Origin of the sequence: Halomonas almeriensis (assembly GCF_030409235.1) — a bacterium.
In the GTDB taxonomy this organism is placed as follows: Bacteria; Pseudomonadota; Gammaproteobacteria; order Pseudomonadales; family Halomonadaceae; genus Halomonas; species Halomonas almeriensis.
This window is the reverse complement of the sequence record NZ_JAUFPO010000007.1, coordinates 14,141-34,116: the sequence shown is the minus strand read 5'-3', so window position 1 is coordinate 34,116 and position 19,976 is coordinate 14,141. Positions and strand designations below refer to the sequence as shown.

The 19,976-nt window shown below is 65.3% G+C and carries 15 protein-coding genes; 6 read left to right on the top strand and 9 right to left on the bottom strand.

Annotation, left to right across the window (positions count from 1 at the left end; genetic code table 11):
• Positions 1-40 precede the first annotated feature (40 nt).
• From QWY74_RS06565 to QWY74_RS06550, 4 genes are all read right to left on the bottom strand, one after another.
• Positions 41-616: an exopolysaccharide biosynthesis protein gene (locus QWY74_RS06565; RefSeq protein ID WP_264826880.1), complete on the bottom strand. Its 576-nt coding sequence runs from the start codon at positions 614-616 to the stop codon at positions 41-43.
• A gap of 93 nt (positions 617-709) precedes the next feature.
• A complete protein-coding gene (locus tag QWY74_RS06560) occupies positions 710-1,384 on the bottom strand; it encodes a metal-dependent hydrolase (RefSeq protein WP_264826881.1) in 675 nt (224 codons plus the stop codon).
• Between the two features lie 110 nt (positions 1,385-1,494).
• A complete protein-coding gene (locus QWY74_RS06555; RefSeq protein WP_435389132.1) occupies positions 1,495-2,040 on the bottom strand; it encodes a gamma carbonic anhydrase family protein in 546 nt (181 codons plus the stop codon).
• A gap of 35 nt (positions 2,041-2,075) precedes the next feature.
• Positions 2,076-3,416 carry a sodium-dependent transporter gene (locus QWY74_RS06550; RefSeq protein WP_264826885.1) on the bottom strand — a complete coding sequence of 447 codons (1,341 nt, stop codon included), beginning with the start codon at positions 3,414-3,416 and terminating at the stop codon, positions 2,076-2,078.
• Between the two features lie 184 nt (positions 3,417-3,600).
• Between QWY74_RS06550 and prlC the strand changes: the two genes are divergently transcribed.
• From prlC to QWY74_RS06530, 4 genes are all read left to right on the top strand, one after another.
• Positions 3,601-5,649 (top strand): oligopeptidase A, encoded by a 2,049-nt coding sequence (gene prlC, locus QWY74_RS06545; protein ID WP_264826886.1) that lies wholly within the window; start codon positions 3,601-3,603, stop codon positions 5,647-5,649.
• Positions 5,650-5,709: 60 nt separating this feature from the next.
• Entirely contained in the window at positions 5,710-5,967 is a 258-nt protein-coding gene (locus tag QWY74_RS06540) for a YheV family putative zinc ribbon protein (protein ID WP_264826887.1), read from the top strand.
• Between the two features lie 236 nt (positions 5,968-6,203).
• Positions 6,204-7,181, top strand: coding sequence for a TAXI family TRAP transporter solute-binding subunit (locus QWY74_RS06535; RefSeq protein ID WP_264826888.1), 978 nt, complete (start codon positions 6,204-6,206; stop codon positions 7,179-7,181).
• A gap of 87 nt (positions 7,182-7,268) precedes the next feature.
• Positions 7,269-9,452, top strand: coding sequence for a TRAP transporter permease (locus QWY74_RS06530; RefSeq protein WP_264826889.1), 2,184 nt, complete (start codon positions 7,269-7,271; stop codon positions 9,450-9,452).
• Positions 9,453-9,860: 408 nt separating this feature from the next.
• Here QWY74_RS06530 and metF read toward each other — a convergent pair whose 3' ends face one another.
• A complete protein-coding gene (metF, locus tag QWY74_RS06525) occupies positions 9,861-10,703 on the bottom strand; it encodes a methylenetetrahydrofolate reductase [NAD(P)H] (RefSeq protein ID WP_264826891.1) in 843 nt (280 codons plus the stop codon).
• Between the two features lie 218 nt (positions 10,704-10,921).
• On the opposite strand from metF, the gene QWY74_RS06520 reads away from it, so the two are divergent.
• Complete coding sequence (locus QWY74_RS06520; protein ID WP_264826892.1) at positions 10,922-11,857, top strand: AEC family transporter; 936 nt, start codon at positions 10,922-10,924, stop codon at positions 11,855-11,857.
• A 2-nt stretch (positions 11,858-11,859) separates the two neighbouring features.
• Here QWY74_RS06520 and QWY74_RS06515 read toward each other — a convergent pair whose 3' ends face one another.
• From QWY74_RS06515 to metK, 4 genes are all read right to left on the bottom strand, one after another.
• Positions 11,860-12,681, bottom strand: coding sequence for a UDP-2,3-diacylglucosamine diphosphatase (locus tag QWY74_RS06515; RefSeq protein ID WP_264826893.1), 822 nt, complete (start codon positions 12,679-12,681; stop codon positions 11,860-11,862).
• 173 nt (positions 12,682-12,854) lie between these two features.
• Complete coding sequence (ahcY, locus tag QWY74_RS06510; protein WP_264826894.1) at positions 12,855-14,264, bottom strand: adenosylhomocysteinase; 1,410 nt, start codon at positions 14,262-14,264, stop codon at positions 12,855-12,857.
• 71 nt (positions 14,265-14,335) lie between these two features.
• Positions 14,336-16,090 carry an NAD-dependent DNA ligase LigB gene (ligB, locus tag QWY74_RS06505; protein ID WP_290314022.1) on the bottom strand — a complete coding sequence of 585 codons (1,755 nt, stop codon included), beginning with the start codon at positions 16,088-16,090 and terminating at the stop codon, positions 14,336-14,338.
• Between the two features lie 143 nt (positions 16,091-16,233).
• Entirely contained in the window at positions 16,234-17,457 is a 1,224-nt protein-coding gene (gene metK / locus QWY74_RS06500) for a methionine adenosyltransferase (RefSeq protein WP_264826896.1), read from the bottom strand.
• Positions 17,458-17,787: 330 nt separating this feature from the next.
• Between metK and tkt the strand changes: the two genes are divergently transcribed.
• Positions 17,788-19,806, top strand: a complete 2,019-nt coding sequence (gene tkt, locus QWY74_RS06495) for a transketolase (protein WP_264826897.1) — start codon at positions 17,788-17,790, stop codon at positions 19,804-19,806.
• Positions 19,807-19,976: the final 170 nt, after the last annotated feature.

Genomic DNA, 19,976 nt, shown 5'->3' with positions numbered 1-19,976 from the left:
CCGGGCGAGGCGCCGCATCAGCGGTCCGTCAGTAGGCCGGCTAGGCCATCAGGATCAACAGCCCGGCCCCGCTGGCCACCGCCAGACCGGCCAGTACCACCAGGGCGCCATCCCGCGTGGTCATGCTGATCGCCACCAGGGTCACGGCCAGGGCCGGAATGCCGCTGGCAAAGGGAATCACTTCCAGGGGAATCATCGCCAGCCCGCTGATCGCACAGAACAACGCCACCAGCTGGCTGACCGGCGCACGGGTCAGCACCCCCAAACGCGGCCGAAACCAGCGGTCGAGGCGACTGGCGACCGGCATGGCACGCTCGGTCATGGCGATCATGGCCTGCTGCTGAATCGCCAGACGCCGCAGGCGTCTCGGCACCCAGGGGGATGGCATGCCCAGACTCCCCTGAAGGGCAATCAGAAAGATCAGGACGCCGCAGACAGTGGGTACGCCCGGGATGCCGCCGGTGGGCAGCATGGCCACCAGCGCCGGTGCCAGCAGCAGCGGACCAAAGCCCCGGGAATTGAGCGCATCCACCAGGGTCCCCACGGCAACATTGCCCGCCTTCGCCTCGTCCTGCAGACGCTGCAGCACATCACTCACGCTGATCGCATCATTCATGCGGCTTGGCTCCTGGCAGATGGCATACGTCACGATATGCTACACGCCCGGGTCAAGACTTTCATGATGCCTGCATGACGGTCCCTCGAGAGCTCATTGTGGCCACAGCGCCAGCCACTGCTCCCCTACCGCCGCGAGACTCTGCCAACTCGGCAGCCAGGGCAGCATGGCGGCCATCAACAGCAGCAGCACCACGGCCCGCCAGGGCCTGTCATAATCGAACAGCTTGAGGGCCGTGCCGAAGGAGCGCTTGAGGCGCATGCCTTCCAGGTCGACGCTGTAGACTTCATCCAGCGTGAGATGTACTAGACAACCCAGCAGAAGCGCCGTGCCGTGCGTCCAGGCCAGCCAGGCCGGCTGGCCGAGCACGCCATGGCTCAGGGCGCTGCCGGTCCAGGCGACGAAGAGCGCCGCCAACAGCGAGTGCCAGACGCCCCGGTGCACGGAAAAACGCTTGAAGAGCGGCGCCAGCAGATAGCGCACCATGAGGTAGGTGGCGGCACAGGCCATCAGCCAATAGCCGAAGTCGAGCCTCGCCTGCAGCAGCCAGGCCGCCGAAGCAGTGGAGATGAAGGCCAGCAGACCGAAGACAAGACGCACCGAATGAGAGTGGTCAGAGTCGATATCCGGCATGATGCCACCCAGGGTGGTCAGCAACATCAATGGCCAGGCCTGCCATGGTGTCCAAAGCCCCAGGTGCCAGCCGCCCAGCGCCAGCACGCAGCCACTGCCGGCGGCCACGCTGATGTGGGTGCCAAAGTTTGCCATGCCGGTTACCTCAAGTACTGGATAAACATCCATTATTGCGTAAAACTGCCATACACAACAATCAGTTATCCAGCATCCGCCGACACGTCAAGACATCGACGCCGGCGAGGTCAGCCTCCGGCCAGGTAATCGTCCTTGAGCTTCACGTAGTTGCCGGCGGTATAGGAGAAAAAGGCGCGCTCCGTATCCTTGATGGGTCGCAGTGCCTTAGCCGGGTTGCCAGCGTACACATGGCCGCTTTCCAGGCGCTTGGCGGGCGTTACCACGGCGCCGGCGGCGATAATGACCTCATCCTCGACCACGGCGCCATCCATGACGATGGCTCCCATGCCGACCAGGATGCGGTCGCCCAGGGTACAGCCATGCAGGATCGCCTTGTGGCCAATGGTGACTTCATTGCCGATGGTCAACGGAAAGCCATCCGGATTGAAATCACTGGCATGGGTGATGTGCAGCACGCTGCCATCCTGCACGCTGGTGCGTGCCCCGATGCGGATGCGGTGCATGTCGCCACGCACCACCGCCATGGGCCACACCGAGCTGTCGTCACCCAGCTCGACATCGCCCAGCACCATGCATTGCGGATCGATATAGACGCGTTCACCGAGTTGCGGCGTCAGGCCCTTCCAGGCGCGCAGCGTGACGGAATCGCTCACCATGCCTTCCCCCCTCATCAAGTGGCATCGCTGGTTCACAGTAACCCGGCCCCCAATATTACCAGCGTCAGCGGGATCGACACCCAGCGCACGACATTGCGCCACAGATAAAAGCCCCTCGACCCCACGCCCAGGGCGTCACGAACCGCTGCCTCGGGCATCACCCAGGCCGCGAAGACGGCAATCAGCAGCCCGCCCACCGGCAGAAAGATCTCGGGTGGAATGGTGCTCACCAGGGCAAAGACATTCATGCCGAACAGCACCTCGACCTCGGCCATGGTCGAGAAGGACAGCACCGAAAGCAGCCCCAGGGCCCAGACGGCGAGGCCGACCACCGCCGCGGCCTTGCCGCGACTCAGGCCAGCGCCCTGGAGGGTGGCAACGATCGGCTCGGCTAGATTGATCGACGACGTCCAGGTCGCTAGCAGCAACAATAGGAAAAACAGTGTCAACCAGAGAGCACCCAGTGGCAGGTCGGCGAACGCCACCGGCAGGGTCACGAACATCAGCCCAGGCCCTTCCCCGGGGTCCATGCCCTGGGAGAAGACCACCGAGAAGATGGCGATACCGGCGAGCAGCGCCACGCTCACATCCAGCACCGCCACCGATGCCGCGGCACGTGGCAGGCTTTGCTGGTCCGGCATATAGGCACCATAGGCCATCAGCGCACAGGCTCCCACCGCCAGGGTGAAGAAGGCATGCCCCATGGCGTTCACCAACACCATGGGGGTGATCGCCGACAGATCCGGCGTGAAAAGCCAGGCCAGTGCCGTGCTGAAGCCGCTGGTGGTGGCCGCATGGCCGGCCAGCACCAGCAGCAATAGATACAGCAGCGGCATCAAGACATTGTTGAGTCGTTCCAGCCCCTTGGCGACACCGGCCGCTACCACCAGCATGGTCATCAACAGAAAAAGGCTGTGATTGATCGCCATCAAGGCCGGGTTAGCGAGGAAGGCATCGAAGCCGGCACCGATCTCCTGAGCGCTGCGTCCCACGAACTCACCCTGCAACGCCGCCGTGATAAACTCGATCGACCAGCCCGACACCACCGAATAGAACGACAGGATGCAGAACACCGTGAAGGCTCCGAAGAGCCCCAGCCAGCGCCAGTGACGACTGGCCGATGCGGCGCCTGCCAGATACCCGAGAGACTGCATGGGACTGCGGCGGCCGGCTCGGCCGATCAGTATCTCGGCCATCATCACCGGTAAGCCGAGCAGCACCACGAAGGCCACATACAACATCAGGAAGGCGGCGCCGCCGTTCTCACCGGTGATATAGGGAAAGCGCCAGATATTGCCCAGCCCGACCGCTGCGCCGGTTACCGCCAGGATGAAGGCGCGACGGCTGCTCCAGCGCTCCAGGGTCTCATGCATGATCTTGCTCCGTTCGGGTTCACCAGGCCGCCGGGGATGGCCGATCAAGGGCAACAACCGGGGCGACACGACAAGCACGCAGTCTAGCAAGCGAGGCCGCATGCGCCCACTGCCTGGGCACATTGAAAAACGCCGTCGCTGCCCGCACCTAAAAAGATGATTTCATCCTTTCACCGAGGTGTGCATGTCCACCAACCCGCTGCTCGACCATCACTCGCTTCCCCCCTTTGCGGAGATACAGCCCGAGCACGTGGTGCCGGCCATCGAGACGCTGCTCGCCGAAAACCGCCGGGCCATCGATGCCCTGGTCACGCGTGCAGAGCAGGAAACGCCACGCTGGGAAACCCTCGCCGCCCCTCTGGAGGCCCTCAACGACCGTCTGGAACGCGCCTGGTCGCCGGTGTCACACCTCAATGGCACCATGAATAACCCGGCACTGCGTGACGCCTACGAGCAGAGCCTGGGCATGCTGTCCGAGTACACCACCTGGCTGGGGCAGCACGAAGGACTCTTTCGCGCCTGGCAGGCCTTGAAGGACGGCCCGGGCTGGGCCGAACTCGATGCCAGCCAGCGCCGCACCGTCGAAAATGCCCTGCGCGACTTCCGGCTGGCCGGTGTCGACCTGCCGCGCGACAAGCAGGAGCGTTATGGCGAGATCCGGGCCCGTCTGTCGAGCCTGTCGAACACCTTTTCCAACCAGCTGCTGGATGCCACCCAGGCCTGGCAACTGGTGCTGGAAGACGACAGCCGCCTGGGCGGAGTACCCCGGAGCGCGCTCGATACCCTGGCAGCCAATGCCGAGGCCAAGGGCGTGACGGGGTATCGCATTACGCTAGACTTCCCCAGCTTCTTTCCGGTCATGACCCATGCCGACGATCGTGAGCTGCGTCGCGAGGTCTATACCGCTTTCGTCACCCGTGCCTCGGAGACCGGCCCCAACGCTGGCGAATTCGACAATGCGCCGGTCATGGAGGAGATACTCGCACTGCGCCAGGAAATGATCGAACTGCTGGGCTTTTCCACCTATGCCGACTATTCACTGGCCACCAAGATGGCCGACTCCCCCGGGGCCGTGATCGGCTTCCTGGAAGACCTGGCGAGGCGTGCCGTGCCCCAAGCGCGCGAGGAATATGCCGAGCTGGCAGAATTTGCCCGCGAGCATCTGGGCCTCGACGAGCTGGCGCCCTGGGACGTGGGCTACGCCAGCGAGAAGCTTCGCGAGGCCCGCTATGCGATTTCCGACGAGCAGTTGCGCCCCTACTTCCCGGCTCCCCGGGTCGTCGATGGCCTCTTCCAGGTGGTCGGCAAACTCTATGGGGTCACCTTCGAGGAAGACTATCAGGTGCCGCGCTACCATTCGGACGTGCGCTTCTTCCACATCATGGAGAACGGCGCCCCCATCGCCGGCTTCTACCTGGACCTCTATGCCCGCGAAGGCAAGCGCGGCGGTGCCTGGATGGACGAATGCCGGGTACGTCGCGAGGAAAACGGTGAGCTGCAGCTGCCGGTGGCCTACCTGACCTGCAACTTCACGAGGCCGATGGGCGACACGCCGGCGCTGCTGACCCATGACGAGGTCACCACCCTCTTCCACGAGTTCGGCCACGGCCTGCATCACATGCTGACCCGCCAGACCATTGCTGACATTTCCGGCATCAATGGCGTGGCTTGGGACGCCGTGGAACTGCCCAGCCAGTTCATGGAAAACTACTGCTGGGAGCGCGAAGGCCTGGACCTGATCGCCGGCCATGTCGATACCGGCGAGCCGCTGCCCCAGGCGCTGTTTGACAAATTGCTGGCCGCCCGCAACTTTCAGTCCGCCATGGGCATGGCGCGCCAGCTCGAGCTCTCGCTGTTCGACTTCCGCCTGCACATGGAGACCGAGGCGCCCAGCGCCGCCGACATCCAGTCCCTGCTCGACGAAGTACGCGACCAGGTCTCGGTGGTACCGCGGGTCGACTTCAACCGCTTCCAGAACGGCTTCGGCCACATCTTTGCCGGTGGCTACGCCGCCGGCTACTACAGTTACAAGTGGGCCGAGGTACTCTCGGCCGATGCCTGGAGCGCCTTCGAGGAAGCCGGTATCTTCGACCCGGACACCGGGCGCCGTTTCCGCACCGAAATCCTCGAGCGAGGCGGCTCGCAGGATGCCGCCGAGCTGTTTCGGGCCTTTCGTGGGCGCGAGCCCAGCGTCGAGCCGCTGCTTCGCCACTGCGGCATCCGCGCCGCTTGAACCCTTGCTTCACCCGACGAGCGCCGGGCAGGACCCGGCGCTGCATCATCAGGAGGCCGTATGGCCAACCAGAAACGCTTTATCGCCGGCGCCGTCTGCCCGCGCTGCGCCGAGATGGACCGTGTTCGCACCTGGGAACAGAACGGCATGCGCTACCGTGACTGCGTCAGTTGCGACTTCTTCGAGCAATTGCCCATCGAGGATGAGGCACCGCCCGAGCTGAATACCCGTATCAGTCAGTCACAAGCGGCACCCGCCTCCCCCCAGGATGACCTGCAGCCGGTGAGGATCCTCGACCCCGGCCCCTCGAAACCTTGACACGGCGTGTGCGGAATGCCGCACAACCACGAACCGGCAGTGTGCGAACTCCCAGCCCCGGCGGGGCTGCTCTTCTGCCACTTTAGTGGCATATTAAACCCATAAATCACTGATTAAAAAGCGTTAACCCGCTTCTGGAACATCCCTTGCTATTGGTACAGGGCATAACCTGGGTCGGCCCACTGAGCCGACCACGCCACCAGCAAGAACAACCAGTCAACAGCGGGAGACGCGCCATGACCCTCAAGACTTGCTTGATCACCGGCACCCTGACCAGCGTCATGCTGATCACCGGCAGCGCCCAGGCCGATCGCGAAAACTGGCCGGACAACTTTACCGTGGGCACCGCCAGTCAGGGCGGCACCTATTTCGTCTACGGCTCCGGCTGGGCCAACCTGATCGCCGATGAGCTCGGCCTCTCCGGCGGCGGCGAAGTCACCGGCGGCCCCAACCAGAACCTCGCCCTGGTCCATGGCGGTGACGTCGCCCTCGGGCTGACCACCATGGGCCCGGCCGCCGACGCCGTGGCCGGCGAAAGCTCCCTGGCGCCGGGCGTGAAGATGGACAACGTCTGCGCGCTCTTCCCGATGTACGAGACCCCCTTCTCGATCACCACCCTGGCCGACAGCGGCATCGAGTCGATCTCGGATATCCCGGATGGCGCCAGCATCGGTTTCGGCCCGGCCGCTTCGACCTCCGACACCTACTTCCCGGCCATGCTCGAGACCCTCGGCGTCGAGTTCGACCGTCGCAACGGTGGCTGGAACGACCTGGGCGGTCAGTTGCAGGATGGTCTCATCGATGTCATCGCCTTCGCCGCCGGCATTCCGATCCCCGCCGTCAGCCAGCTCGAAGTGCAGACCGACGTGAACATCATCGAGTTCACCGAGGAAGAGCAGGCCAAAGTCATGAAAGAATATCCGGTCTCGGCCTTCGAGATTCCGGCCAGCACCTACGAAACCCTGGACGAGGATGCCCGCGCCGTCGCCATGTGGAACTTCACCATCGCTGGCTGTGACCTGCCCGAAGACCTGGTCTACGAGATCACCAAGCTGAGCATGGAAAACAACGACAAGATGATGGATATCCATCGCAGCGCCCAGTTCAGTGTTCCCGAGAACCTCGAGTACAACACCGTGCTGCCCTTCCACCCCGGCGCCGTGCGCTGGTACGAAGAGAACGGCTACGAAATTCCCGACGACCTGAAGCTGTAAGCCCATTTCAGTGCTTCAGCCCCGTGCCGCACACGCCGGTGCGGGGCCATCTGTCTGCCCCTCCGCTCCACACCCAAGGGTGTTCCCATGTCGCAAACTCCAGACTCGCGTGACGAGGCCGCCATCGACGACGTCCAGACCGTCAACGCCGAAGGCGTCGATGATGTCGCTGTCGAAGCCAACCGCCGGCTCTACAGCGGCTGGCAATGGATACTGTTCGGTGGCCTGGCCATCGTCTACTCGCTCTTCCACCTGGTCTCGCTGAACCTTTATCCGCTCGAGACCTGGTCCTTTCGTATTCTGCACATCGCCGGGGCACTCATCCTCGGCTACGGCTTCTATGCCGGTACCCAGTTTGCCGACGGCGACCAGCGTCGCTCGGCCACCTGGATGCGCTGGCTGAGCTATGCACTGCTCATTCCTGCCATCTACGCCCTGGTTCGCGTGGTGATGATGTATCAGGAGATGAATGCCGGCGCCATGCGCATCGCGCCGGCTATCGAGGCCTGGCACTTCGGTTACCCGCTGATTCTCGCCAGCACCGCGGCCATCCTGCTCTCCTGGGCAGACCGCGAGGCGCGGGACCGCCTTTCGCCCGCCGATCTGGTGCTGATGGTCTGTGCCATGGCCGTGGCCGGCTATCTGCTGGTGATGTTCAACAGTCCGCTGCGCGCCTCCACCGGTACCTCCTTTGCCCCCATGGGCATCTCCTATGCGGCCATTGCCGGCTCGCTACTGATTCTCGAGCTGACGCGCCGCGTGGCCGGCCTGGCACTGGTGGCCATCTCGGCGATATTCCTCGGCTATGTCTTCATCGGCCCCTACCTGCCTGGCTTTCTCGGCTACCCGGGGCTGTCGGTGGGCCGCTTCTTCAGCCAGGTGTATACCGATGCCGGCATCCTGGGGCCGACCACGGCGGTCTCGTCGACCTATATCATCCTGTTCATCATCTTTGCGGCCTTCCTGCAGGCATCGAAGGTCGGCGACTACTTCGTCAACTTTGCCTTCGCCGCGGCCGGGCGCGCCCGGGGTGGCCCGGCCAAGGTATCGATCTTCGCCTCGGGCCTGATGGGCATGATCAACGGCACCAGCGCCGGTAATGTGGTCTCCACCGGTTCGCTGACCATCCCGTTGATGAAAAAGGTCGGCTACCCGGCGCGCAGTGCCGGTGCCATCGAGGCTGCCGCCTCCACCGGTGGGCAGATCATGCCGCCCATCATGGGCGCCGGCGCCTTCATCATGGCCGAGGTGACGGGTATTCCGTATACCGAGATCGCCGTGGCGGCACTGATTCCCGCCATTCTCTACTTCCTCTCGATCTACTGCATGGTCGACTTCGAGGCGGCCCGCAAGGGCATGCGCGGCATGCGCAAGGAGGAGATTCCGCAGTTCCGCCGCCTGGTCAAGCAGGTCTATCTGTTCGCGCCGATCATCATCCTGATCGTGGCCCTCTTCATGGGTTACTCGGTGATCCGCGCCGGCACTCTGGCGACCGCCTCGGCCGCCATCGTCAGTTGGCTGACACCCTACCGGATGGGGCCGGGTGCCATTCTCAAGGCCCTGCAACTGGCCGGCAGCATGGCCATCCAGATCATTGCCGTGTGTGCCTGTGCCGGCCTGATCGTCGGCGTCATTGCACTGACCGGGGTGGGGGCGCGTTTCTCCTCGCTGCTGCTGGGCCTGGCCGGGGTCAGCCAGCTGCTGGCGCTGTTCTTCGCCATGTGCATCTCTATCCTGCTGGGCATGGGCATGCCGACCACGGCGGCCTATGCCGTGGCCGCCTCGGTGGTGGCACCCGGCCTGATCGAGATCGGTATTCAGCCGCTGGTGGCGCACTTCTTCGTGTTCTACTTCGCGGTGGTCTCGGCCATCACGCCGCCGGTGGCGCTAGCCTCCTATGCGGCGGCCGGCATCTCGGGCGACCGCGCCATGGGCACCTCGGTGGCATCGTTCAAGGTCGGCCTGGCGGCCTTCATCGTGCCCTTCATGTTCTTTTACAGCCCGGCCATGCTGATGGAAGGTTCCTGGCTGCAGATCCTGCGGGTCGGCCTGACCGCCACCCTGGGCATCGTGCTGCTGTCGGCCACCGTTCAGGCCTGGTTCTTCGGGCCGGTGAAGACCTGGCAGCGAGTGGTCATGTTGATCGGCGCGCTGTGCATGATCTACGGCGGCCTGATCACCGATGTGGCCGGCCTGGCCATCGGCATCGCGCTCTTCCTGATGCAGCGCGGCCGCGGCGATGGTGGCACGCGGACCGCCGCCACGAGCTGAGGTCAGTCACTTTCTGAGGGTGGACACGGGCATGCACAACCCAGATAGATTGGCGGGGACAAGTTGAAGCGAGGGTCATCCGCCCAAGGGTGAGGCGCATGCGCCGAACGGGCTGGCCATGGAAGGCCAGCCCAGGTCCTGCAAGCGAAGCAGGAGGCGGGAGCGCCGCAGGGCGGATGTAGCGCCCAGGGAGGGGTTCACAGCGCCCTCGCGAAGACTTGTCGACGCCTATCCAGCTGGACGCTCTAGCGTTAGAGGACCGTATCGGTCGCCAAATCCAAGGGCCTCGCCGAGGCAATGAACTGCCCCCCAATAGTTGGACGGTTCATTCAGCCGGCGGGGCCCTTTTCCATCCTCGAAGGCTGATTCACCTCAGTCCGTGGCTGTGCAGAGCGCGTTCTCGGCAGCTCAAAAGCGCAGGTTATCCAGCACCTTCAGGGTCGGCTCGGCCTGGTTGAGCGTGTAGAAGTGCAGGCCCGGCGCGCCGCCATCCAGCAGCCGCTGGCTGAGCCGCGAGATGACGTCTTCACCGAAGGCCGCGATGCTCGCGCTGTCATCGCCATAGGCCTCGAGCTGCTTGCGGATCCAGCGCGGAATCTCGGCGCCGCAGGCATCGGAGAAACGCGCCAGCCTGGTGTAGTTGGTAATCGGCATGATGCCCGGCACGATCGGCGCCTCGACGCCCAGGGCACGCGCCCGCTCGACGAAGTGGAAGTAGGCGTCCGCCGTAAAGAAATACTGGGTGATGGCAATATCGGCACCGGCCTGCATCTTGCGGGCAAAATTCTCGAGATCGTGGTCCAGACTCGGCGCCTGGGGATGCGACTCAGGGTACGCCGCCACGGCGATCTCGAAATGATCGCCGGTTTCGGCGCGGATGAACTCGACCAGTTCATTGGCATAGCGCAACTCGCCCACACCGGCCATGCCGGAGGGCAGATCACCGCGCAGGGCCACGATGCGCTTGATACCGTCTTCCTTGAAGCGCATCAGCAGATCGCGGAGCTGAGACTTTTCGCTGCCGATGCAGGACAAGTGCGGCGCGGTGTCGATGCCACACTCGCGCACCGCCCTGACGGCATCCAGAGTGCGATGCTGGGTTGAGCCCCCCGCGCCATAGGTCACCGAGAAAAAGCGCGGATCGCGCGCCGCCAGGGCATCCCGAGCCTGCATCAGCTTGTCGCGCCCGGCCTCGGTATTGGGCGGGAAGAATTCAAAGCTGATGCCCATCGGGTGCTGTTGCGCGCTCATCTGCGGTTCCTTTTGGTGAATCGATGAGGCGTCATTGTGACGATTCACGCGAGTCGAAACCAATGAAAGGTGCGCAGGTCATCATCAATCAGGTTCATATAAAAACCGGAGACAAAATAACCAGGTGTAATAAAGACCGACTCGGTGCCAGGTGCTGACAGTCGCCGGCCGCCAAGGCATGATAGAGACCCGACTCGATACCAGAGGCTGACTCAAGGATGGCAACCCTGGACCCCGACACCCTGATGGGTCCGCTTTGGACACTGCTGGCCTTCGTCGGGCTGGGCTGGCTAGCCGCGCGCCGTCTCGGCATCGACCCACGGCCGATGGCGACCCTGCTGATCTATCTGATCGCACCGCTGACCTTCTTTCGCGGCCTGGTACTCGGCGGCCCGACCCCTGGCTATCTGCTGGTCACCCTTGGACTATTTGTCACGGCCTGTCTGGTGGCCCTGATCACCAGCCTGGTGGCGCGACGCCGGCTACCGGCCGAGGAGAGCGCCGTCCTGGCCTTCTCGGCGGGCACCGGCAACACCGGCTATTTCGGCCTGCCAGTCGCTCTGGTGCTGCTCCCGCCCAGCGGGGTCACGCTCTACCTGTTCGGCGTGCTGGGGATGACCCTGTATGAATTCACCCTGGGCTTCTACCTCAGCGCCCGTGGTCGCTTCTCGGTGCGCGAGAGCCTGGTCAAGATCCTGCGTCTGCCGCTGATCTACGCCTTCCTCGCGGCCCTGCTGGTGGAGGCGCTCGGCACCGAGGTGCCCGAGGCGGTCATGGAGGGGCTGGAGGTCTTCCCTCCGACCTACACCCTGCTGGGCATGATGATCATCGGCATGACACTGGGCCGCATCTCGCTGCGCCAGTTCGACTGGCGCTTCATCGGCGCCTGTGTCGCGATCCGCTATCTGTGGTGGCCGCTGCTGGCACTGGGCGCGGTGCTCGGCCTGCAGGCCACGCTGGGTATCTCCGCGGATCTCGCCATGGCCCTGCTGCTCATCGGCGTGGTGCCCATGGCCGCCAATGTGGTGGTGGTCGCCATGGAGCTCGGCATCGCCCCTCAGAAGGGCGCCCTCGCCGTACTGATCACCACCCTCGCCGCCCCGCTGCTGATCCCGCTCTACCTGGGCTGGATGCTGCCATTGGTGAGTGGCTGAACTCAGGACGCCCGCCCGGCCATCGGCAACTCGACGCCCTCGGGTAGCGGCGCGCTGGCCATGGGAGGCTCGCGCTCGATCAGCTCACCCTGCCAATCGATCAACTGCAGGCCGCCTTGATGGTTTTCCATCAGCGCCGTGCAGTGCTCGACCCAATCGCCGTCGTTGCAGTAGAGCACGCCGTCACGGGCGCGGAAGCCGGCCTTGTGAATATGGCCACCGACATAGCCGTCCAGCCCTTCACGGGCCGCCTGGTGCAGAGCGGCCTGCTCGAACTGCATGACATAGCGTCGGGCGGCACCGCTGCGCCGCTTGAGGGCGGCGGCCAGCGACCAGTAGGGCATGCCGAACAGGCGCCGCCCGCGGTTGCACCAGCGATTAAGCGCCAGCACGAACTGGTGCATGCCGTCGCCCAGCGCCAGCAGCCAGGGCGCGATACGCACATGGGTATCGAACTCATCGCCATGGCTGATCAACAGACGCCGTCCGTCGGCGGTTTCATGCACCATACGCCGTTCGATGCGCACGCGGTGAACCTTGAGGCCGCTCAAGCGGCGGAAGGCGGCATCATGGTTGCCGGGAATGTAGATGATCTCGCAGCCACTGCGAGCCAGCCGCAGCAGACGCGCCACCAGGCGCTGTTGCGCCGGCGGCAGGATCGCCCGCTTCTGCATGGCGATCAGGTCGACGATATCCCCGACCAGATACAACCGCTCCGGGCGCACACGCCGCAACAACCGCGCCAGCAACTCCGCCTGACAATCGCGGGTGCCCAGATGAATGTCTGAGACAAAGAGGGTACGCACGGACACGGGATTCGACATGAGGCTCTCTCCAATCGATGCCGAACCAGCATGACGAAAACGAGTGACCACCCCATGGCGAAGAGATGACGATGTTGTGTCCGCGAGTCACGAGCAGCGAGTAACGAGCCACGAGTCGCGAGCAGTTTGCCGGCACCGTACTGCTCGTATCTCGCGGCCCGTGGCTCGGGCCTTCAGTACCTATACCCCAGACTCTTGTAGGGGCCTTCGGCGGGTACGCCGGTGTAGTCGGCCTGGGCGTCTGTCATGCGGGTGATCACGCCGCCGAAGCCTTCGACCATGTAACGCGCGACTTCTTCATCCAGGTGGCGCGGGAGTACCCGCACGCCCAGGGCGGCCGGCTTTTCGGCGTCCGGGAGGGCGGCAAAGCCGGCTTCAAAGAGGTGGATCTGGGCGAGCACCTGATTGGCGAAGGAGCCGTCCATCACCCGGGAGGGATGCCCGGTGGCATTGCCCAGGTTGACCAGCCGACCTTCGGAGAGCAACAGCAGGTAGTCGCGGCTCTCGGGGTCGTAGTCATCCGGGGTGCTGTCGCGATAGACCTTGTGGACCTGCGGCTTGACCTCTTCCCAGTGCCATTGACGACGCATGTAGGCGGTATCGATCTCACTGTCGAAATGGCCGATGTTGCAGACCACCGCGCCTGGCTTGAGCCAGCGCAGCATCGGCGCGTCACAGGCGTCGATATTGCCGGTGGCAGTGACCACCAGATCGATCCTTGCCAGCAGGTCGCGGTCGAGGCTCGCCTCGCCCTGATTGAGGCCGTCACGGTAGGGGGAGACGACCTCGAAGCCATCCATGCAGGCCTGCATGGCGCACAGCGGGTCGACCTCGGCGACCCGGACGATCATGCCTTCCTGGCGCAACGAGGCCGCAGAGCCCTTGCCGACATCGCCGTAGCCCATGACCAGTGCCTGCTTGCCGGCCAGCAGGTGGTCGGTGCCCCGCTTGATCGCATCCGACAACGAGTGGCGACAGCCATACTTGTTGTCGTTCTTCGACTTGGTCACCGCGTCGTTGACGTTGATGGCCGGCACCTTGAGTGTGCCTGCCTGGAGCATGTCGAGCAGACGATGCACGCCGGTGGTGGTTTCCTCGCTGATGCCGTGGATGGCATCGAGCAGTTCGGGACGCTGGTCATGCAGCAGCGCGGTCAGGTCGCCACCATCATCGAGCACCAGGTTGGGTCGCCAACCGTCCGGACCCTCGGCGGTCTGTTCGATGCACCACCAGAACGCTTCCTCGCTTTCGCCCTTCCAGGCAAAGATCGGAATCCCGGCGGCCGCGATCGCGGCGGCGGCATGGTCCTGGGTGGAGAAGATGTTGCAGGAGGACCAGCGAACACTGGCACCGAGATCGACCAGCGTCTCGATCAGCACGGCGGTCTGGATGGTCATGTGAATGCAGCCGGCAATGCGGGCCCCCGCCAGGGGCTGCGTGTCGCGATAGCGCGCTCGAATGGCCATCAGGGCGGGCATTTCGGTCTCGGCGATGCGCATCTCGCGCCGCCCCCAATCGGCCAGAGTCATGTCGGCAACGCGATAATCCACACCAGTGGGTACCGTCACAGCGGGCTGATTCATGAGACACCTCGTTGTTGGGCGAGACTATCTTCACTATAGGCAGCGGGACGGATCCCCAACAAGGTATCGCGCTAGAAGCCTGATATTGCCGCCTGCTCCAGCCGAGCCGCCAGCCGGCGTACCTCCGGATGGCGGAAGAAGTCGCGCAGGGCACGCGCACGCACCGGCCCCACGCCCGGCAGGGCCTGCCATTGCGAGCGGCGGCGCGTGGCCAGCTCGGCCCAGCTGACGCGCTCACCCGCTGCCACACCGGCCAGGGCGCCGGGTGGCGCGCCCAGCGCTTCCAGCCAGGCACGAAAAGGGCGCTGGCGCGCTGCCGCGAAGCGAGCTGCCAGGCGCCGCCCGCGTACCTCGCCGATCCCCGACGCCGCCTGCAACGACTCGGCGGAGTGCCCCATCCAGTCGAGCAGTCGCGTTACCAGCCCGGCCTCGACCAGGGATTTCCAGGTCCCCGGCCCGACGCCCGCCAGATCCAGTGCTTGTTCCCCGCTCAGCCAGGCGAGGCGCTCCAGGAACTGGCCCTTGCAGCCCGGTTCGGGCTGCCAGCAGCTCAACGCATGGTATTCATCGGGAGAGGGCGCCGTGACGTCGGGCCGCTCAGGCGCGCGCCAGGCGACGTTATCCAGCCGCGGGATGGTATGCCCGGCCAGGCTGATCGCCACCCGGTCCCCCGGGCGAATATCCAGCTTCTGCCAGCGCGCCAGCGAGCCGACGGAGACGCGGCGGATGCTGCGCCCGGCCAGTGGCGTCGGGTGCAAGTGCAGCAGCGGGGTAATGCGTCCGGTGCGGCCGATCTCGAAGGCCACGCCACGCACCTCGGCCAGCGCCGAGCGGGGCGGGTATTTCCAGGCCGCCGCCCAGTCGGGAGGTACCTCGCCGCGCCCTGCAAGACCAGGCCTCCCGGCCTGCTTGAGCACCAGGCCATCGGTGGCGAAGGGCAGCGCGGCCTGATGCCAGTACTCGCGCTGATCGCGAACCGCGCCCAGCGAATCGGCCTGCAGGGTCCAGCGCGCCGCCTCGGGAAACCCCAGCTCGGCCAGGCGGGCCAGCCGCTTGCGCATGGTGGGCGGCCCGCCGGGCCAGTCCCAGACGAACAGCCCGATACGCTCGGCCTGCGCATCGCCCAGCCGGTCACGGGCCATCCAGCCGATGACCCGGCTACGGGCACCGGCCGCGCCGCCCGCGGCCTGAACATGGCCCTCGAGACGCTGATAGAGCTCACCGCGCAGCACCAGACGTTGCTCGCTCGGCAAGCGATCCGGCACCGCCGGGATGCGACGCGCCGTCGTCGTCCAGTCCTGGCCGACCCGACCATCGCCGCGGCTGATGGCCTGCTGCAGTCGGCCCCACTCGTACACCAGGGTCACGGCCACGCCATCGACCTTGGGCTGCATCCAGACGTCATCGCGGCGTTGCAGCCAGACCTCGACCGCCGCGGCGTCGTCCAGCTTGTTCAGGCCTGACTGGGGAACGGGATGCCGCAAGCGGCCATCGGTCAACGGCATTGCTGCCTGGCCGGCCCCGCTGGAAGCCGGGGTGGAAAAGTGCGGGTCAGCGAGTGCGGCAACCTGCGGGAAACACGCGCGCCAGTCCCGATAACGTGCCCGTGCCTGGTCATAGACAGCGTCACTGACCGCAGAATGGCCATCCTGACGATAGGCGCGATCCCAGGCGACCAGACGCTGCTGAAGCGCCTGGAGTTCACGCTCGGCGCGCTCGGAAGACCAGGGCGGGCAGTCCGCCAGCCCGGCGGCGGGCCAGCACAGACACAACAGCAGCAGACCCCGCCCCGAACATCGCGCCGCCAGACCGCCCCGCCCCGCCATGACAACCTCCCCCGCCAGATCCCATCAGGTGGTGCATGACAGGAAACCTAGCAAGTCGAGCCGGCAGGAGCCACGCTGCTGAGCCTCTCACCCTGTGCGACATCCACTACGCACGCGCGGCGTGGTCACGCACACAACCGGCGTCACTGGAGGCCAGCGGCCGCACGCAGATCGGCGGCGCGATCGGTCTTTTCCCAGGGGAAGGCGGTGAAGGTCTCGACCTGCTCCTGACCGTTGGTGTCGGTCCAGGTATAGGAATGCTCGAACGGCTCGCGGCCGAAGTGGCCATAGGCCGCCGTGAGCTGATACATCGGATGCTGCAGATCGAGCATGCGGGTGATCGCATTGGGTCGCAGGTCGAAGTGCTCGCGCACCAGGGCAACGATGCGCTCGTCGCTGATCCGGCCGGTACCGAAGGTGTTGACAGACACCGAGGTCGGCTCGGCGACGCCGATGGCGTAGGAGATCTGGATCTCGCAGCGCTCGGCGAGCCCTGCCGCGACCAGGTTCTTGGCCACATAGCGGCCGGCGTAGGCAGCGCTGCGGTCGACCTTGGAGGGGTCCTTGCCGGAGAAGGCACCGCCCCCGTGCCGTGCCGTGCCGCCGTAGGTGTCGACGATGATCTTGCGGCCGGTCATGCCGCAGTCGCCCACCGGGCCGCCGATGACGAACTGGCCGGTAGGGTTGATGTGATACTGGGTGGACGCGGTCAGCCACTCCGCGGGGATCACCTGCTCGATGATCTCGCGACGCACGCAGTCGCGCAGCTCCTGCTGATCGATCTCGGGGTCATGCTGGGTCGAGAGCACCACAGCATCCACGGCACAGGGCTTGCCCTGGTCGTCATAGCGGAAGGTCAGCTGGCTCTTAGCATCGGGGCGCAACCAGGGCAGCACGCCCTGACGACGCAGTTCCGACTGCCGCTCAACAAGGCGATGCGAGTAGTGGATCGGCGCCGGCATGTAGGACTCGGTCTCATCGGTGGCATAACCGAACATCAGGCCCTGGTCACCGGCCCCCTGGTCCTCTGGCTTGGCGCGGTCGACGCCCTGGGCGATATCCACGCTCTGCTTGCCGATCAGGTTGAGCACCCCGCAAGTCTCGCCATCGAAGCCGACCTTCGACGAGGTGTAACCGATATCCAGGATGACGCGACGCACCAGATCCTCGAGATCGACCCAGGCCGAGGTGGTGATCTCGCCGGCGACGATCGCCACGCCGGTCTTAACCATGGTCTCGCAGGCCACGCGGGCATGCTTGTCGCGGGCGATGATGGCATCCAGCACCGCATCGGAGATCTGATCGGCAATCTTGTCCGGATGTCCTTCGGACACGGATTCGGAGGTGAACAGGGGATATTCGCTCATGGCGTCCTCGACCCTCAACATAAGGTGGTAACGGCGGCAGGGCATGCCGCCAGAACAGGCGGCGACGCAGACGCCGGGCGGTGCTTGCGACACCACTCGGGCAATTATTCGATGAGAAATTCTACACTTTAGCTGCCAGCCTTCCTAGCAAGGTCGCCCATGGCCAGGCGGATCGCGCGACAATTTGAAGGCAGCTGGCATCTCGGCGACAATAACCGTTCGATTTCGGCCGCGCCGCTACCTCTCGCGGCGCTTCCAGCCAGCTAAATGCCCGGCCAGCCCCGGCCGGAGGGTATTTGTAGACTACCGCCGCAGGCGAGGAGCAACCTGATGCCAACCCGCTTCGAACTGGCCAACGCCATTCGCGCTCTTTCCATGGATGCCGTCCAGAAGGCCAACTCCGGGCATCCCGGTGCCCCCATGGGCATGGCCGACATCGCCGAGGTGCTGTGGAACGACTTCCTCCAGCACAACCCGGCCGACCCGCACTGGCCCGACCGGGACCGCTTCGTGCTGTCCAACGGACACGGCTCCATGCTGCTCTATTCCCTGCTGCATCTCACCGGCTACGAGCTCGGCCTCGAGCAGCTGCAGAACTTCCGCCAGCTGCACTCGAAGACCGCCGGCCATCCCGAGTACGGCTACGCGCCGGGCATCGAGACCACCACCGGTCCCCTCGGCCAGGGCCTGGCCAATGCCGTCGGCATGGCCATCGCCGAGCGCACCCAGGCCGCCCAGTTCAACCGCCCCGGCCACACCATCGTCGACCATCACACCTACTGCTTCGTCGGCGACGGCTGCCTGATGGAAGGCATCTCCCATGAGGTGGCGTCCTTGGCCGGCACCCAGCAGCTCGGCAAGCTGGTCGCCTTCTACGACGACAACGGCATCTCCATCGACGGCGAGGTCAAGGGCTGGTTCACCGACGACACCGCCAAGCGCTTCGAGGCCTACGGCTGGCACGTGGTGCCCAACGTCGACGGCCACAAGCCCGAGGAGGTCAAGGCCGCCATCGAGCTCGCCCACAGCCAAGACGACAAGCCCAGCCTGATCATCTGCAAGACGGTGATCGGCTTCGGCGCGCCCAACAAGCAGGGCAAAGAAGAATGCCACGGCGCGGCGCTCGGCGAAGACGAGGTCGCCGCGGCCCGCGAGCAGCTGGATTGGCCGCATGCGCCCTTCCATGTGCCAGAGGCGCTCTACCAGGGCTGGGACGCCACCGAAGTCGGCCAGCAGCGCCAGGCCGACTGGCAAGCCCGCTTCGAGCGCTATGCCGAGGCACATCCCGAGCTGGCCCGCGAGTTTCTGCGCCGCCAGCAGGGCGATCTTCCCGCCGAACTGAGCAGCGAAGCGCTGATCGAGCAGGCCCAGGACAAGGCCGAGACCACCGCCTCGCGCAAGGCCTCGCTGGCTTGCCTCAACGAGCTCGGCCCGCAGCTGCCCGAGCTGCTCGGCGGCAGCGCCGATCTGGCGCCCTCCAACCTGACCTCCTGGAAGGGCGCCCGGGCCATCGCCCCCGACGGCTCCCAGGAAGGCAGCCCCGAGGGCAACTACCTGCACTACGGCGTGCGCGAGTTCGGCATGGCCGCCATCGCCAACGGCATCGCCCTGCATGGCGGCTTCGTGCCCTATACCGCGACCTTTCTGATCTTCATGGAGTACATGCGCAATGCCGTGCGCATGGCCGCGCTGATGGGAGTGCGCAGCGTCTATGTGTTCACTCATGACTCCATCGGCCTGGGCGAGGACGGCCCCACCCACCAGCCGATCGAACAACTGACCAGCCTGCGCACCACGCCCAACATGTCGACCTGGCGCCCCTGTGACGCCGTGGAGACCGCCGCCGCCTGGAGCGCCGCCCTCAGGCGTCAGTCCGGCCCCACCGCCTTGGTGCTGTCGCGCCAGAACCTGCCCCATCAGACCCGCGACAAGCAGCAGCTGGCCGGCATCCAGCGCGGTGGCTACATCCTGCGGGACAGCGCCGACACGCCGGAGCTGATCCTGATCGCCACCGGCTCCGAGGTGGGCCTGGCCATGGACGCCGCCGCGGCGCTAGCCGACAAAGGCCGTGCGGTACGCGTGGTCTCCATGCCGTCAACCGATGTCTTCGATGCCCAGGACGCCGCCTACCGTCAGTCGGTACTGCCCGCCGAGGTCGGCAACCGCCTGGCCATCGAGGCCGCTCACCCGGACCTGTGGCACAAGTACGTCGGCCTCGAGGGTCGCGTCATCGGCATGACCACCTTCGGCGAGTCCGCCCCGGCCGGCGACCTGTTCAAGCACTTCGGCTTCACCGCCGAGAACGTGATCGAGGAAGCCGAGCAACTGCTGGACGACGCCGAAGGCTGACGCCAAATCACCCTTGGAGCTCGCGAAGGGCGCCGGCGACAGGTCGAAGAAGGGGCCGATGCCGTGAATGGTATCGGTAGCACCCAGGGAAAGGTTCACAGCGCCCCCTCGGAGACCTGTCGACGGATCAGCCACGGGCGACATGCCTGATCGACGGGGTTGCGAAAGAA

What these genes read in the sequence shown, in the direction of transcription:
- QWY74_RS06565 (WP_264826880.1), bottom strand. Translation starts at nt 616, where the DNA reads ATGAATGATGCGATCAGCGTGAGTGATGTGCTGCAGCGTCTGCAGGAC.
- QWY74_RS06560 (WP_264826881.1), bottom strand. Translation starts at nt 1,384, where the DNA reads ATGGCAAACTTTGGCACCCACATCAGCGTGGCCGCCGGCAGTGGCTGC.
- QWY74_RS06550 (WP_264826885.1), bottom strand. Translation starts at nt 3,416, where the DNA reads ATGCATGAGACCCTGGAGCGCTGGAGCAGCCGTCGCGCCTTCATCCTG.
- prlC (WP_264826886.1), top strand. Translation starts at nt 3,601, where the DNA reads ATGTCCACCAACCCGCTGCTCGACCATCACTCGCTTCCCCCCTTTGCG.
- QWY74_RS06540 (WP_264826887.1), top strand. Translation starts at nt 5,710, where the DNA reads ATGGCCAACCAGAAACGCTTTATCGCCGGCGCCGTCTGCCCGCGCTGC.
- QWY74_RS06535 (WP_264826888.1), top strand. Translation starts at nt 6,204, where the DNA reads ATGACCCTCAAGACTTGCTTGATCACCGGCACCCTGACCAGCGTCATG.
- QWY74_RS06530 (WP_264826889.1), top strand. Translation starts at nt 7,269, where the DNA reads ATGTCGCAAACTCCAGACTCGCGTGACGAGGCCGCCATCGACGACGTC.
- metF (WP_264826891.1), bottom strand. Translation starts at nt 10,703, where the DNA reads ATGAGCGCGCAACAGCACCCGATGGGCATCAGCTTTGAATTCTTCCCG.
- QWY74_RS06520 (WP_264826892.1), top strand. Translation starts at nt 10,922, where the DNA reads ATGGCAACCCTGGACCCCGACACCCTGATGGGTCCGCTTTGGACACTG.
- QWY74_RS06515 (WP_264826893.1), bottom strand. Translation starts at nt 12,681, where the DNA reads ATGTCGAATCCCGTGTCCGTGCGTACCCTCTTTGTCTCAGACATTCAT.
- ahcY (WP_264826894.1), bottom strand. Translation starts at nt 14,264, where the DNA reads ATGAATCAGCCCGCTGTGACGGTACCCACTGGTGTGGATTATCGCGTT.
- ligB (WP_290314022.1), bottom strand. Translation starts at nt 16,090, where the DNA reads ATGGCGGGGCGGGGCGGTCTGGCGGCGCGATGTTCGGGGCGGGGTCTG.
- metK (WP_264826896.1), bottom strand. Translation starts at nt 17,457, where the DNA reads ATGAGCGAATATCCCCTGTTCACCTCCGAATCCGTGTCCGAAGGACAT.
- tkt (WP_264826897.1), top strand. Translation starts at nt 17,788, where the DNA reads ATGCCAACCCGCTTCGAACTGGCCAACGCCATTCGCGCTCTTTCCATG.